Here is a 13352-nt window from a genome sequence, read left to right on the forward strand (position 1 = left end):
CGATGCGGGGAGGGGCGTTCATGCGGCCGGCTGGCGACATCGCGCGGGACATGAGCCGCGAGCCGCTGGGCGGTTTCGACCGCTCCTTCCTCGTCACCATGATCCGAGATTTCTTCCTGATCCTCGTGCTGGTGAGCCTGCTCGAGTTCGCGCTCAAGGCCGGGCTCGTGGTATGGAGCTTCGAGCGCGACGGTCCGGCGCGGACCCGCGGCGTTGCCGAGGAAGTCGCCGACAACGTCCGCCAGATCATGCTCAACGAAGGCGGGCCGGTGGCGGCTCGCACCCTGTATCCGATCCTGCAGGAGAATCTCGACGCGCGCGGCCATCTGGTCGAGATCGCGCCGAGCGAGGTGACGGTCGCCTCGATCGAGACGACTTTCGGCTTCGCCCCGCGCGGCATGCCGGCCCCGCTCTGGCCCGAAGGCCGCCACAACGAAGCCAGCGTCGAGTTGCGCGCCGAGGCGTTCTGTCAGGACTGCCACGTCAAGGCCGAGATCGGCGAGGTGCTCGGCGTGGTGACGGTGCGCAGTTATCTCGGGCGCGAGCTGGAGGAATGGTGGAAAGGCCTGCAGCTCACCGGCGCGCTCGCGCTCGGCAAGACCGTGCTTCATTCGGTGCTGCTGTTTCTGCTGCTCAAGGCGCGGATGGCGCCGCTGATGGCGTTGCGCGGCGCCGTCAGCGGGCTGAGCCGGGCCTTCGGGGGGCTCGACCGCCGCGTCGAGGTGACGAGCGAGGACGAGTTCGGCGCGCTGGCCCGCGATCTCAACCTGTTTCTCGACCGGCTGGCGCGGATCGTCGCCGAGCTCGACGCCGTGCTGCGGCGGGTCGTGGGGGTGAACGACGACATCATGCGCATCCAGTCCGACCTGCGCGGGCGGATCGCGGGCTTCACCGCCTCGATGCGCGAAGTCGAGCGGCGGGCGATGCTGGCCGCGCGGCGCGAGCCGATGCTGTCGCCGGAATGGTTCGAGGCGATGGCCGCCTCCATCGCCGCGCTGCGCGAACGCGCGCAGACCGACGGCGTCGGCCCGGCGCTGTCTGACACGCTCGACAAGCTCGGGGCCGTGATCGGCCATGCCCGCAGCCAGATCGCGACCAACGCCGCGCTGTTCGAGGATCTCGCCCGACTCGGCGAGGAGGCCGAGCAGTTCCGCGACGCGCTGGCCGAGATGGCGCGGCTGGAGGAGCGCCTGAACGGCGTGATCGAGAGCGGGGCCGCGCTGGTCGGGCGACTCCAGACCACGGGCGCGCCCTCGGCTCAGGGCCTGGCCGGGGAGGGGGGATCGGGGTTGATTTCCCCGTCTCCGGGGGCGCAACTGGCGCGCGCCAGACAGGAGCCTTCCGCATGACCGTTCCGCTTCCCGCCTCGATCGACGACGCCCAGACGCTGCTGGCAGGAGCCGGCTATGTCTGCGGGCGCGAGCTCGCCACCGTGACTTTCCTGTCGCTCAAGCTGGGGCGGCCGCTTTTTCTGGAAGGCGAGGCCGGCGTCGGCAAGACCGAGATCGCCAAGGCGCTGGCGCAGAGCCTCGGGCGCAAACTGATCCGGCTGCAATGCTATGAGGGGCTCGACGCGGCCTCGGCGGTCTACGAATGGAACTTCGCGGCGCAGATGTTGGAGATCCGGCTCGCCGAAGCAGAGGGCGCGCGCGACCGCAAGGCGCTGGCGGCGGAGCTGTTCTCCGAGCGCTTCCTGACCCGGCGCCCGCTGCTGGAGGCGATGGCCCCGCATCCCGAAGGCGCGCCCGTCCTGCTGATCGATGAGATCGACCGCACCGACGAGCCCTTTGAGGCGTTCCTGCTGGAAGCGCTGAGCGATTTTCAGGTGACGATCCCCGAACTCGGCCCGGTGCGCGCCGAGACGCCCCCCATCGTGATCCTGACCTCGAACCGCACCCGCGAAGTGCACGATGCGCTGAAGCGGCGCTGCCTCTATCACTGGGTCGACTACCCCTCGATGGCGCGCGAACTCGAAATCCTGCGCACCCGCGCGCCCGAGGCGACGGAGACGCTGTCGCGCGAAGTGGTCGCCTTCGTGCAGCGGCTGCGCGCCGAGGATCTGTTCAAGAAGCCCGGCGTCGCCGAGACCATCGACTGGGCGAAATGCCTCGTCGCGCTGGACGTGATGGCGCTCGATCCCCAGACGGTCAGCGACACGCTCGGCGCGCTGCTGAAGTATCAGGACGACATCGCCCAGTTCCAAGGCTCGGAGGCCAAGCGCATCCTCGACGCGGCGCGCGAGGCGATCCCGGCCTGAGGCGAAGGTTGGAGCGGAGATCGACCTGAAAGACGCAGGTCCCGAGGTGGGGACCGTTGTTTCCAAAAGAATAATCTGGTCAACCGATTCCATCAGGTCGGCTTACGCCCTAGCGCCACCGACTTTCGATGGAATTGCCGCGCCGGGATGAGCGCGGCATCGTCCTATCGTTTTGTGGTGAGGATTTGGAATGAGCGCACCTAAAAAAGCCCCTCCCGCGCCGATCTCGGAATTGGGCGAAGCCATCAAGAATTCACCCGCTCTCGACGTGATAAGAAAACAGGTGAATAACCTCCCTATCTCGGCGGACGCCAAAGCGTTGGTGATGAAGATTGCGCAAGTAAGCGTGCGGGTTGGAGAGCGAGTGATTAGGATCGGACGGCTCATCCTTGGTTTTGTCCTGGATCTTGCGAATCGATATCCAAACACTGCCTTCGCACTCATCCTCACTATCGTGGTGACCACGCTTATTGGATTCATCCCTTGGGTCGGACCATTCCTCGCAGGGTTTTTTGGTCCGTTGCTCGGAGTTCTCACTCTTATCGTTGGTGGCATCAGCGACATGCGCGCCCGCGCACTGCTTACGAGAACCTCCGCGCAACAGGCGGCGCTGGAGGCGCAGACGGAGTTGCTCGACAAGCTCGCGTCAGCCGAAAAGTCTGGTTTGCTCGACCGCCTTCCGGAGTTGACGAGGCTCTTCGACGCTACCGAGCGCGATGTCGTTCTCGCAGGGGGCGCGAAGAATGTCGGGTGACGTCAACGCGATGCTGGAGCGCTTCAAGGGCGTGCAGAATGTTGTTGAAGATCAAGAAAAATTCATAAGAATGCTTGGAGTCGGCGAAGACGCCTACAAAAGTCTGAAAATCGCACGAAACGTCGGTACTGTCGTTAACGTTTCAACTGCCGCCGGACTGGGTGGGTTCGTCGCAACCACGTCACCTGTTGCGGGTACATTTTTCGCCAGCACGGGGTGGCTTGCAACAATCGGTCTCGCCCCTGCGGCGCTGACCCCTATCGGCTGGGTCGTCGCTGCCGCCATCCTCTCGGGTGGGGCCTATTTCGGGGCAATGCGCGCCTTCGGCGCATACCGAAACTCGCTGGTCGACACTGTTCCACACTTCGTTAATGCGCCAATCGATCTGCTGGGCGCTGCGCTTGTGGACATGATGGGCGCGATGGCGATCCGTGTCGCTGCCGCCGATGGCGCGATCTGCGACGAGGAGCGCGCGCACATTCGGAAGTACTTCGCAGATCGCTGGGGCATCGATCCGGCCTACGCCGACGTCGCCTTGACGGTAGTCGAGGAGAATGTCACCGAGTCTTCGCTCGAAGAGCAGGTCGATGTATTCGCACGCTTCATGCGCCGAAATCCTGACTGCAAGCTCGATAAACTGCGGGAGCGCGTCGAAGAGTTGCTGACGGGCCTTGTCGAAGCCGATGACCGGATCACCCCGGAGGAAACCGCTGCAATCGCGCAAGTCCTTGATGGCCTAAAAAATTTAGGCAAAGGAGGAAGTCTTCCCGACTTGCGCTACACATGGGTTGGAAGAGTGTTCCTTGGCGTCGACGAGGCCTCGAAGCGCGAAGCGACAACGTAGCCGCCCTCACCGGCTGAACCCCGACCGATGCGCCCAGCCGGTCGTGCGGCCCTCGATCCACGCCATCACCGCGTACATCCCGATCCCTTGGATCGCGAGCGCCACGAGGCAGGCGAAGACCAGCGGAACCTCGAAATTCGACTGCGCCACCAGCATCATGTGCCCCAGCCCCGAATTCGCCGCGATGGTCTCCGACAGCACCGAGCCGATGAAGGCCAGCGTGATCGCCACTTTCAGCGAGCCGAAGAAATACGGCATCGAGCGCGGGATTCCCACCTTGGTCATGATGTCGAGCTTCTTCGCCCCGAGCGCGCGCAGCACGTCCTCCATCTCCGGCTCGATGGTGGCGAGGCCAGTCGCGACGTTCACCACGATGGGGAAGAACGAGATCAGGAAGGCGGTCAGGATGGCCGGCACGTCGCCCACGCCGAACCACAGCACGAGGATCGGCACCACCGCGACCTTGGGGATCGAGTTGAAGCCGATCATCAGCGGGTAGAGCCCAGCGTAGATCGTGCGGCTCCAGCCGATGGCGAGGCCCAGCAGCAGTCCGAAGCCGATCGCCAGCGCGAAGCCCGCCAGCGTCGTCCAGAGCGTCTGCACCGAGTTGCGCCAGAGGCCGGGGCCGAATTCCGAGAAGGCGACGGCGATGCGCGTCGGCGCGGGCAGGATGTAATGCGGCACGTCGAGCGCCCAGACCGCGCCCTCCCACAGCGCGAACAGCCCCGCCGTCCAGAGCCACGGCGCCAGCCGCACCCAGTCGATTCGCGACGTCCTCGCGGTCATGCGCGCGCCTCCGCGATGTGGCCGCGCAATTCGTGGACGAGGTCCACGAAGGCGGGCTCGTAGAGGGTTTCGAGGTCGCGCGGGCGCGGGATCGCCACCTCGCGCTCGACGATGATCCGACCGGGACCTGCGCTCATCACGAAGACCCGGTCGGCGAGGAACACCGCCTCGCGCAAATCATGCGTGACGAGGATCGCGGTGAAGCCGCGCGCCGCGTGCAGGTCGCGCATCACCTGCCAGAGTTCTTCGCGGGTGAAGGCGTCTAGCGCGCCGAACGGCTCGTCGAGCATCACCAGTTCCGGCTCGTGGATCAGCGCGCGGCAGAGCGAGGCGCGCTGCTGCATCCCGCCGGAGAGTTGCCACGGATATTTCGCGCCCGCGCCCTTCAGGCCGACCGAGGCGAGCAGCGCTTCGGCCCTCTCCTGATACTCCTTGCGCCGCGCGCGCAGACGCGAGCGGTGCGGCTGGACCACTTCCAGCGGCAACAGCACGTTGTCGCGCGTCAGCCGCCACGGGAGCATCACCGGGTTCTGGAACGCCATGCCGGCGATGGAGACCGGCCCGCGCACCGGCTGACCGGCGACGCGCACGCTGCCCTCGGTCGGAAAGCTCAGGCCGGTCGTCAGCTTCATCAGCGTGGACTTGCCGCAGCCCGACGGCCCGACCACGGCGACGAATTCGCCCTTCCTCACCGTCAGCGACAGGCCGCTGACGGCGAGATGGCCTTCGGCGGCGCCCTGCGGCGGATACCGCAGGGCGACGTCCTCGATCTCGACGAACGGCGTCACGGAATGCGGCGCTCGTCGGCGGGCGGCAGGAAGGAGGCGTCGAACACCTCGTCGAGCGTCGGCCAGTCGCCGTCGAACGCGCCGGTCATGTCGATCTGCTTCAGCGAGCGCTCGAAGCGCGCCGGGTCGATCCCGCCGAAGCCGTTGGCCGCGACCTCATCGGTCAGGAAGTTCTGCGCGAGCGACAGCTTCAGCCGCTCGAGTTCGACTTCGCGGCGGGCGACGTCGTTCTTGGCGAGCACGTACTCGACCGCCGCCTCCGGGTCGGCCGCGGCGTCCTTCACCCCGCGCAGCGTGGCGCGCACGAAGCCCGCGACGGCGTCGGGGTTGGCGGCGGCCCAGTCGCCGTTCACGAAGACCGCGTTGCCGTACATGTCGAGGCCGTGATCGGCCATCAGCATCACGTTGATGTCGTCCTCCGGGACGCCCGCGGCCTTGAGGTTGAGGAAAACCGAGAAGGAGAAGCCGGCGACCGCGTCCACCTCGCCGCGCGCCAGCATCGGCTCGCGCACGGGGAAGCCGATGTTCTCGACCGTCACCTTGGCCGGGTCGATCCCCGCCGCGTCGACGAAGGCGCTCCACTGGGCCCAGGCGGCGTCGGGCGCGGGGGCGCCGAGCTTGCGGCCCTCCAGGTCCTTCGGCGCCTCCACGCCCTGCGAGCGGCGCCCGACGATGGCGAAGGCGGGCTTGTTGTAGACCATCAGCACCGCCTTGACCGGGATGCCGGGGTTCTGGTCCACGAAGCGCACCAGCGAGTTGAAGTCGCCGAAGCCCATCTGGTAGCCGCCGGACGCCACGCGCGGGATCGACTCGCGCGAGCCCTGCCCGGTGTCCATCGCGACGTCGAGCCCCTCTTCCTTGTAGTAGCCCCGTTCGAGCGCGAGCAGGAACGGCGCGGACGGCCCCTCCCATTTCCAGTCGCTCGCGTATTTGATCGCCGTCTGCGCGGCGGCGGGAAGCGCTGCGGCGGCGGACAGCGCGAGGCTCGCGCAGAGCGCGAAAGTCGTGCGGATCATCATCCTCTCCCTGTTCTGAGGCTTTGCGCGGATATCAGGACGCGGCGCGCAGCTTGTCCACTTGAATCGCATCTTCCGCGCGATCGCCTGCGCGGAAGCCTCGCGCCCGCTCTGCGGGGGGAGCGACGCCCAGAAAAGCGGCGCCGGGAGGTCAGACGCCGTCGAGATAGCGGATGACGCCCGAGAAATCCTCGCCGCCGCGCCCCGCCGCCGCCATCATCGCATAGAGTTGGGTCGCCTGCGCGCCCATCGGGGTCACCGCCCCCGCCGCCTGCGCCGCCTGCATCGCGATGCGCAGGTCCTTGAGCATCAGATCGGCGGCGAAGCCGGGGCGGTAGTCGCGGTTGGAGGGGGCGGAGGGGACCGGCCCGGGCGCGGGGCAATAGTCGTTGAGCGACCAGCAGCGCGCCGTCGCGGTGGAGGAGATGTCGTAGAGCTTCTGCGCGTCGAGCCCGAGCCTGGCGGCGAGGTTGAACCCTTCGGACACCGCGATCATCTGGATCGCGAGCATCATGTTGTTGCAGATCTTGGCCGCCGCGCCGGCCCCGGCGCCGCCTGCGTGCAGCACGTTGCGCCCCATCGCGGACAGGATCGGGCGGGCGCGCTCGACCGCCGCCTCCGCGCCGCCGACCATGAAGGTGAGCGTCCCGGCCTCGGCCCCGCCGACCCCTCCCGACATCGGGCTGTCGAGCATCTGGTGGCCGGCGGCCTCGGCCTCGGCGGCGAGCGCGCGGGCGGTCTCGACGTCGATGGTCGAGCAGTCGACGAACAGCCCGCCCCGACGCGCCGCCGCGAAGGCGCCCTCCGGCCCGGTCAGCGCGGCGCGGACATGGCGCGCCGCGGGCAGCGCCGTGACCACCGCCTCGACGTCGCGCACCGCGTCCTGGATCGAGTTCGCAGCTTCGGCGCCCGCCGCGCGGGCCGCTTCGAGCGCGTCCGCGTCGAGGTCGAAGGCGCGGACGGCGAAGCCCGCCTTCAGCAGGTTGCGCGCCATCGGCGCGCCCATATTGCCCAGTCCGATGAAGCCGATCCGACGCATGGCGCGTCCTCCCCTTGTTTCGCCTCCCGTCTCAGGCGCGGGAGATCCGATGATGCGCGGCGACCCGGCCCAACGCCTCCGCGTGGCGCGGGGACATGGGCGCGGCGCCGCTGATCCAGGCGTAGAGGTCCTGGTCGTTCTCGTCGAGCAGCGCCTCGAAGGCGTCGAGCGCGGCGGGGTCGAGCGCCTCCAGCGCGGCGTCGGCGTAGGGGCCCAGCAGCATGTCCATCTCGCGCGTGCCACGCCGCCAGCAGCGGATGCGCAGGCGCTTCAGGCGAGTGGCGCGGGCGTCGCTTTCGGTCGCGTCGGTCATTCGCCTTCCTTCCACAGCCGCGCGGCGCCGCGCACGCCCGAGCTGTCGCCATGGACGTTGCGCAACAGCCGCATGTCCGTAGCGCCGCCGAAGACATGCGCCGCCACCAGCGGCTCGGCGTCGCGGCGGATGCGGTCGATGTTCGAGACCCCGCCGCCGAGCACGATCACGTCGGGTTCGATCAGATTGGCGAGCATACCCAGCACCCGCGCCAACCGCTCGACATAGCGCGCGAGCGCCGCCTCGGCCTGCGCCTCGCCGGCTTCGGCGCGTGCGGCGATCGCGCGCGGGTCGGGGGCGGTTGCGAGACCTGCGGCGCGCGCGTAGTCGGCGCCGAGCGACGGACCCGAGAGCAGCGTCTCGACGCAGCCATGGCGGCCGCAGCTGCACGGGCCGCGGGACAGCTCGTCGGCGTCGGCGCGCGGCATCGGGACATGGCCGATCTCGCCCGCGACGCCGCGCGCTCCGGTCACCAGAACGCCCCGATGCGCGAAGCCGCCGCCGACGCCCGTCCCCAGGATCAGTCCGAAGGCTGAATTCGCCCCCGCCGCCGCCCCGTCGCGCGCTTCCGACAGCGCGAAGCAATCGGCGTCGTTGGCGAGCCGCACTTTCGCGCCCAGCGCCGTCTCGAGGTCGTCGCGCAGGGGCCGCCCGGTCAGCCAGGGGGCGTTGCCGAAGCGGACTTCGCCGCGCGCCGCGTCGACGATGCCGCAGATGCCGACCCCGATGCGGTCCGGGCGGGCGCCGCATTGCGCGGCCATCTCGGTCACGACCTCTGCGACGGCGGCGAGCGCCGCCGGGTAGTCGCCGCGGGGATTGGGCCGGCGCGCGGCTGCGATTTCGGCGCCCTGCGCGTCGAGAACCGCGCCCGCGATCTTGGTGCCGCCGATGTCGATGCCGAACTGCACGCCGACGCCCCTCCGCTCGCCAGGACACCTGTCTAGGCCGCCGCAGGGCGCGCGCCAAGAGGCGCGGCGGGCGGTCCGGGGCTTGATCCCACGCCGAAACCCGTGCGATTTCGGAGGACGGCGGCGAAGGGGAGAGAGCCACGATGGACACGACGGCGAATCCCGCCCCGGGCGGCGGACCGTGACGGTCGACGCCGCGCCCGGGCCGCTCGCAGGGCGGACCATCGTGCTCTCCGGCGGCAGCCGTGGGATTGGGCTCGCGATCGCCTGCGCCTGCGCGGCCGGCGGGGCGAATGTCGCGATCCTCGCAAAGACGGCTGCGCCGCATCCGAAGCTGCCCGGCACGATCCACAGCGCGGCCGCCGAGATCGAGGCGTCGGGCCGCGCCCATGGCGCGCGCGCCCTGCCGGTGCTGTGCGACATCCGCGACGCCGACGCGGTGACCGAGGCCGTGGCGCAGGTCGCCGAGGCGTTCGGGCGGATCGACGCCGTTGTCAACAACGCCTCCGCCATCAGCCTGACCCCCACCGCCGAGACCGACGTCAAGCGCTTCGACCTGATGACGGGCGTCAACAGCCGCGGGAGCTTCGTCGTCACCCGCGCCTGCCTGCCGCATCTGATGCAGGCGGAGGCCCCGCACATCCTGACCATCTCGCCGCCGCTCGACCTGAGACCGCGCTGGTTCGGCGGGCACCCCGCCTACAGCCTCGCGAAATACGGCATGAGCCTGCTCGCGCTCGGCTGGGCGGCGGAGTTCACAGGGCGCATCGCCTCAAATTGCCTGTGGCCGCGGACCACCATCGACACCGCCGCCGTGCGAAACCTGTTGGGCGGCGCGGAGCTCGCGGCGCGCTCGCGGATCCCGGCGATCATGGGCGACGCGGCGGCGGCGATCCTCGCGCGGCCGGTGAGTTTCTCCGGCTGGTTCCTGCTCGACGATCTGGTGCTCGCGGCGGAGGGCGTGCGGGATTTCGACGCCTATGCGGTCGAGCCGGGCGGCCTGCTGGCCCCCGATTTCTTCGTGCCAGCCGACGCCCCGTCGCCCGACGAGGCCGAGGGCATGCAGGGCTGGCGCGCGCCGCGCCTCTGAGCGCCGGCCTGCTGCGGCGCGCAAGAATGCGTCGGCCCCTGCGCCGTCGCGTGGGGTTGCGAACTCTTTCGCCGCGTGATTTAGCCACTATAGTGCGCGCGCGAGACACGCCGCGGCAGTCGGCGCGGAAAACGGCGGGAGAGACGACAGATGGCGGAGCATCGCCCGGGTGAAATGGACGTTTCCGAGCAGGAGAAGACGTTTCACGGCTTTCTTCGGCTCACGGCCTATGCGATCGCGGTCGTCGTGGCGATCCTGCTGCTGCTGACCTTCCGAATCTGACCATCCCCACATCACGTCCCGAGCGGCCCGCTGCCTGGGCTGCGGACCAAGCGAGAGGAGCGGCATGAAGATCGCAGTGCCGAAGGAGACGCGCGCGCACGAGACGCGGGTCGCGGCGGTCCCCGAGACCGTGAAGAAATTCAAGGCGCTCGGCGCCGAGATCGTCGTGCAGTCGGGGGCCGGAACCGCCGCCGACATCCCCGATGCGGCCTTCGAGGCCGCCGGCGCCTCCATCGCCAAGACCTTCGCCGCGACGCTGAAGGGCGCCGACATCGTCCTGAAGGTGCAGCGCCCGACGGATGCGGAGGTGAAGTCCTTCGCGCAGGGCCAGAAACTGTTCTGCGTTATGGCGCCCTTCGCCGACCGCGAGATCACGGACGCGCTCGCCGCGCAGGGCGTCGACCTGTTCGGCATGGAGTTCATGCCGCGCATCAGCCGCGCCCAAAGCATGGACGTGTTGTCCTCTCAGGCCAACCTCGCCGGCTACAAGGCGGTGATCGAGGCGGCCAACGCCTATGGCCGCGGCATGCCGCAGATGATGACCGCCGCGGGCACGGTCGCGCCCGCCAAGGTGTTCATCATGGGGGTGGGCGTCGCCGGCCTTCAGGCGATCGCGACGGCCCGCCGCCTCGGCGCGATCGTGACCGCGACCGACGTGCGCCCCGCCACCGAGGAGCAGGTCGCCTCGCTCGGCGCCAAGTTCATCGCGGTCAAGAACGAGGAGTTCCTGAACGCGCAGACCGCCGGCGGCTACGCCAAGGAGATGTCCGACGACTACAAGCGCCAGCAGGCCGAGCTGGTCGCCGGCCACATCGCCAAGCAGGACATCGTCGTCACCACGGCGCTGATCCCCGGCCGCAAGGCGCCGATCCTCGTCACTGCGGCGATGGTGGCGAGCATGAAGCCCGGCTCGATCCTCGTCGATCTCGCGGTCGAGCAGGGCGGCAATGTCGAAGGCGCGGAGTTCGACAAGATCGTCGAGACCGAGAACGGCGTGAAGATCATGGGGCTGGCCAACATCCCCGGCAGGCTGGCCGCCGACGCCTCCGCGCTGTTCGCGCGCAACCATTTCAACTTCCTCTCCGCTTTCGTGAAGGACGGCGCTCTGGCGCTGAACGAGGAGGACGAGCTGGTCAAGGGCGTGCGCCTGTCGAAGGATGGCGCGCTGGTGCATCCGTCACTTACGGCGAAAGGCTGATCCGATGTCTGAAGCACTGGACAAACTCAACGCCGCCGCCGAAGCCGCAGCCTCCGCCGCCGCGGCGCTGGCCGAGGCCGCGCGCGGCGTCGCCGCGGACGCAGCGACCGGCGCGGCGCCGCTTGCCGAGGTCGCCGGCCATGGCGTTGCGGCGGCGACCGGGGTGGACCCGTTCGTGTTCCGCTTCGCGATCTTCGTTCTGGCGATCTTCATCGGCTATTACGTCGTGTGGTCGGTGACGCCCGCCCTGCACACGCCGCTGATGTCGGTGACCAACGCGATCTCCTCGGTGATCGTCGTCGGCGCGCTCGTCGCGGTCGGGGCGGACGTGGCCGACGGCGCGACGCAGGCCACCAAGATTTTCGGGTTCATCGCGCTGGTGCTCGCCAGCGTGAACATATTCGGCGGCTTCCTCGTCACCGAGCGCATGCTCGCGATGTACAAGCCCAAAGAGAAGAAGTGAGGGTCTGATCGATGGAGAACTTCGCAGCCCTCGCCTATCTCGTCTGCGGCGTGCTGTTCATCATGGCGCTGCGCGGGCTGAGCCACCCGACGACGTCGCGGCAGGGCAACCGCTACGGCATGATCGGCATGGCGCTCGCCATCGTCACGACGCTGATCGTGGCGGGCCCCTCGGAAAGCTCGGCCTTCCTGACGATCATCGCCGGCCTCGCCATCGGCGGCTTCGCCGGCGCGCGCATCGCCAGGAAGGTCGAAATGACCCAGATGCCGCAGCTCGTCGCGGCGTTTCACAGCCTCGTCGGTCTTGCGGCGGTGTTCGTCGCCGCAGCGGCGCTCTACTCGCCGGTCGCCTTCAACATCGGCGTTCCCGGCGACATCCACGCCGCCTCGCTGATCGAGATGTCGCTCGGCGTGGCCATCGGCGCGATCACCTTCACCGGCTCGGTCATCGCCTTCGCCAAGCTCGACGGGCGCATGTCCGGCGCGCCGATCCTCCTGCCGAACCGCCATCTCATCAACCTCGCCCTCGCGGTCGGTCTGGTGGTCATGGTGGTCACCTTCATCAACACGCAGGACACGTTCTGGTTCTGGGCGATCACGGCGGCGGCGCTGGCGCTCGGCGTGCTGATCATCATCCCGATCGGCGGCGCCGACATGCCGGTGGTCGTGTCGATGCTCAACAGCTACTCGGGCTGGGCGGCGGCGGGCATCGGCTTCACGCTGGGCAACGAGGCGCTGATCATCACCGGCTCGCTGGTGGGCTCCTCGGGCGCGATCCTGTCCTACATCATGTGCCACGGCATGAACCGCAGCTTCATCTCGGTCATCCTCGGCGGCTTCGGCGGGGAGGACAGCTCGGCGGGCGCGGCGGCGGGCGAGCAGAAGCCCTACAAGCGCGGCTCGGCCGACGACGCGGCCTTCATGATGAAGAACGCCGGGAGCGTCATCATCGTTCCGGGCTACGGCATGGCGGTGGCGCAGGCCCAGCACGCGCTGCACGAGATGGCCGACAAGCTCAAGGAGAACGGCGTGGAGGTGAAATACGCCATCCACCCGGTCGCCGGGCGCATGCCGGGCCACATGAACGTGCTGCTCGCCGAGGCGAATGTTCCTTACGACGAGGTGTTCGAGCTCGAGGACATCAACTCCGAATTCGCGCGGACGGACGTCGTCTATGTCATCGGCGCCAACGACGTGACCAACCCCTCGGCAAAAACCGACCCGAAATCGCCGATCGCCGGCATGCCGGTGCTCGACGTCGAGAAGTCCAAGACGGTGCTGTTCGTGAAGCGGTCGATGGGCGCGGGCTACGCCGGCGTCGAGAACCCGCTGTTCTTCATGGATCAGACGATGATGCTGCTCGGCGACGCCAAGAAGATGACCGAGGACATCGTCAAGGCGCTCGACTGACGCGGGTCGTCCGTCCGAGTTCCGCCTCTCGCCCCCCTGCGCCGACGGCTTCGATGGAACGGGCGGGGCGAAGGGCCTTGGGCGCGCCGGCTCCGGCGCGCCGACGTCCTAGGCAAGCGTTAACCGGCTTGAAACCTGCGCCGCCCTGTTCTAGTCACGATGCGGTGGATCATCTCTCAGTCGTCCGCCGGCGGACCTTCAAGGA

The 13352-nt window shown here is 68.7% G+C and carries 15 protein-coding genes; 9 read left to right on the forward strand and 6 right to left on the reverse strand.

Features of this window, described 5'->3' with window-relative positions; translation table 11 throughout:
• The first annotated feature begins 20 nt into the window (after window positions 1–20).
• From V7Q31_RS05550 to V7Q31_RS05565, 4 genes are all read left to right on the forward strand, one after another.
• Window positions 21–1349, forward strand: a complete 1329-nt coding sequence (locus V7Q31_RS05550) for a HAMP domain-containing protein (protein ID WP_333832691.1) — start codon at window positions 21–23, stop codon at window positions 1347–1349.
• Entirely contained in the window at window positions 1346–2257 is a 912-nt protein-coding gene (locus V7Q31_RS05555; protein WP_333832692.1) for an AAA family ATPase, read from the forward strand. The genes V7Q31_RS05550 and V7Q31_RS05555 overlap by 4 nt, the downstream gene beginning before the upstream one ends.
• Before the next feature lie 190 nt (window positions 2258–2447).
• Window positions 2448–3011 carry a hypothetical protein gene (locus tag V7Q31_RS05560; protein ID WP_333832693.1) on the forward strand — a complete coding sequence of 188 codons (564 nt, stop codon included), beginning with the start codon at window positions 2448–2450 and terminating at the stop codon, window positions 3009–3011.
• Window positions 3001–3855: a tellurite resistance TerB family protein gene (locus tag V7Q31_RS05565; RefSeq protein WP_333832694.1), complete on the forward strand. Its 855-nt coding sequence runs from the start codon at window positions 3001–3003 to the stop codon at window positions 3853–3855. Before V7Q31_RS05560 ends, V7Q31_RS05565 begins: the two co-directional genes overlap by 11 nt.
• Window positions 3856–3861: 6 nt before the next feature.
• On the opposite strand, the gene V7Q31_RS05570 is transcribed toward V7Q31_RS05565, so the two are convergent.
• The 6 genes from V7Q31_RS05570 to V7Q31_RS05595 form a co-directional block, all read right to left on the reverse strand.
• Window positions 3862–4641, reverse strand: coding sequence for an ABC transporter permease (locus V7Q31_RS05570; protein ID WP_333832695.1), 780 nt, complete (start codon window positions 4639–4641; stop codon window positions 3862–3864).
• Entirely contained in the window at window positions 4638–5429 is a 792-nt protein-coding gene (locus tag V7Q31_RS05575; protein ID WP_333832696.1) for an ABC transporter ATP-binding protein, read from the reverse strand. The genes V7Q31_RS05570 and V7Q31_RS05575 overlap by 4 nt, the downstream gene beginning before the upstream one ends.
• A complete protein-coding gene (locus tag V7Q31_RS05580) occupies window positions 5426–6445 on the reverse strand; it encodes an ABC transporter substrate-binding protein (protein ID WP_333832697.1) in 1020 nt (339 codons plus the stop codon). Before V7Q31_RS05580 ends, V7Q31_RS05575 begins: the two co-directional genes overlap by 4 nt.
• A 151-nt stretch (window positions 6446–6596) precedes the next feature.
• Window positions 6597–7484 (reverse strand): 3-hydroxyisobutyrate dehydrogenase, encoded by an 888-nt coding sequence (mmsB, locus tag V7Q31_RS05585; protein ID WP_333832698.1) that lies wholly within the window; start codon window positions 7482–7484, stop codon window positions 6597–6599.
• A 31-nt stretch (window positions 7485–7515) separates the two neighbouring features.
• Window positions 7516–7797, reverse strand: a complete 282-nt coding sequence (locus V7Q31_RS05590) for a succinate dehydrogenase assembly factor 2 (RefSeq protein ID WP_333832699.1) — start codon at window positions 7795–7797, stop codon at window positions 7516–7518.
• Window positions 7794–8705 (reverse strand): ROK family protein, encoded by a 912-nt coding sequence (locus V7Q31_RS05595; protein ID WP_333832700.1) that lies wholly within the window; start codon window positions 8703–8705, stop codon window positions 7794–7796. The genes V7Q31_RS05590 and V7Q31_RS05595 overlap by 4 nt, the downstream gene beginning before the upstream one ends.
• A 181-nt stretch (window positions 8706–8886) precedes the next feature.
• On the opposite strand from V7Q31_RS05595, the gene V7Q31_RS05600 reads away from it, so the two are divergent.
• The 5 genes from V7Q31_RS05600 to V7Q31_RS05620 all read left to right on the forward strand — a co-directional run bounded on the left by V7Q31_RS05600 (window position 8887) and on the right by V7Q31_RS05620 (window position 13147).
• Window positions 8887–9795 (forward strand): SDR family oxidoreductase, encoded by a 909-nt coding sequence (locus V7Q31_RS05600; RefSeq protein WP_333832701.1) that lies wholly within the window; start codon window positions 8887–8889, stop codon window positions 9793–9795.
• Window positions 9796–9945: 150 nt separating this feature from the next.
• Window positions 9946–10077 (forward strand): aa3-type cytochrome c oxidase subunit IV, encoded by a 132-nt coding sequence (locus V7Q31_RS05605; protein ID WP_333832702.1) that lies wholly within the window; start codon window positions 9946–9948, stop codon window positions 10075–10077.
• Window positions 10078–10141: 64 nt separating this feature from the next.
• Window positions 10142–11275: a Re/Si-specific NAD(P)(+) transhydrogenase subunit alpha gene (locus V7Q31_RS05610; protein WP_333832703.1), complete on the forward strand. Its 1134-nt coding sequence runs from the start codon at window positions 10142–10144 to the stop codon at window positions 11273–11275.
• 4 nt (window positions 11276–11279) lie between these two features.
• Window positions 11280–11738 (forward strand): NAD(P) transhydrogenase subunit alpha, encoded by a 459-nt coding sequence (locus tag V7Q31_RS19185; RefSeq protein WP_442976364.1) that lies wholly within the window; start codon window positions 11280–11282, stop codon window positions 11736–11738.
• 11 nt (window positions 11739–11749) lie between these two features.
• Entirely contained in the window at window positions 11750–13147 is a 1398-nt protein-coding gene (locus V7Q31_RS05620; RefSeq protein WP_333832704.1) for an NAD(P)(+) transhydrogenase (Re/Si-specific) subunit beta, read from the forward strand.
• The last annotated feature ends 205 nt before the right edge of the window (window positions 13148–13352 follow it).

The sequence above is a fragment of the Rubrimonas sp. genome (assembly GCF_036788415.1).
In the GTDB taxonomy this organism is placed as follows: Bacteria; Pseudomonadota; Alphaproteobacteria; order Rhodobacterales; family Rhodobacteraceae; genus Rubrimonas.

Excerpts from the sequence above, each read along its gene's own strand:
- V7Q31_RS05560 (WP_333832693.1), top strand. The coding sequence starts at position 2,448 with ATGAGCGCACCTAAAAAAGCCCCTCCCGCGCCGATCTCGGAATTGGGC.
- V7Q31_RS05555 (WP_333832692.1), top strand. The coding sequence starts at position 1,346 with ATGACCGTTCCGCTTCCCGCCTCGATCGACGACGCCCAGACGCTGCTG.
- V7Q31_RS05550 (WP_333832691.1), top strand. The coding sequence starts at position 21 with ATGCGGCCGGCTGGCGACATCGCGCGGGACATGAGCCGCGAGCCGCTG.
- V7Q31_RS05580 (WP_333832697.1), bottom strand. The coding sequence starts at position 6,445 with ATGATCCGCACGACTTTCGCGCTCTGCGCGAGCCTCGCGCTGTCCGCC.
- V7Q31_RS05565 (WP_333832694.1), top strand. The coding sequence starts at position 3,001 with ATGTCGGGTGACGTCAACGCGATGCTGGAGCGCTTCAAGGGCGTGCAG.
- V7Q31_RS05590 (WP_333832699.1), bottom strand. The coding sequence starts at position 7,797 with ATGACCGACGCGACCGAAAGCGACGCCCGCGCCACTCGCCTGAAGCGC.
- V7Q31_RS05620 (WP_333832704.1), top strand. The coding sequence starts at position 11,750 with ATGGAGAACTTCGCAGCCCTCGCCTATCTCGTCTGCGGCGTGCTGTTC.
- mmsB (WP_333832698.1), bottom strand. The coding sequence starts at position 7,484 with ATGCGTCGGATCGGCTTCATCGGACTGGGCAATATGGGCGCGCCGATG.
- V7Q31_RS05570 (WP_333832695.1), bottom strand. The coding sequence starts at position 4,641 with ATGACCGCGAGGACGTCGCGAATCGACTGGGTGCGGCTGGCGCCGTGG.
- V7Q31_RS05605 (WP_333832702.1), top strand. The coding sequence starts at position 9,946 with ATGGCGGAGCATCGCCCGGGTGAAATGGACGTTTCCGAGCAGGAGAAG.
- V7Q31_RS19185 (WP_442976364.1), top strand. The coding sequence starts at position 11,280 with ATGTCTGAAGCACTGGACAAACTCAACGCCGCCGCCGAAGCCGCAGCC.
- V7Q31_RS05610 (WP_333832703.1), top strand. The coding sequence starts at position 10,142 with ATGAAGATCGCAGTGCCGAAGGAGACGCGCGCGCACGAGACGCGGGTC.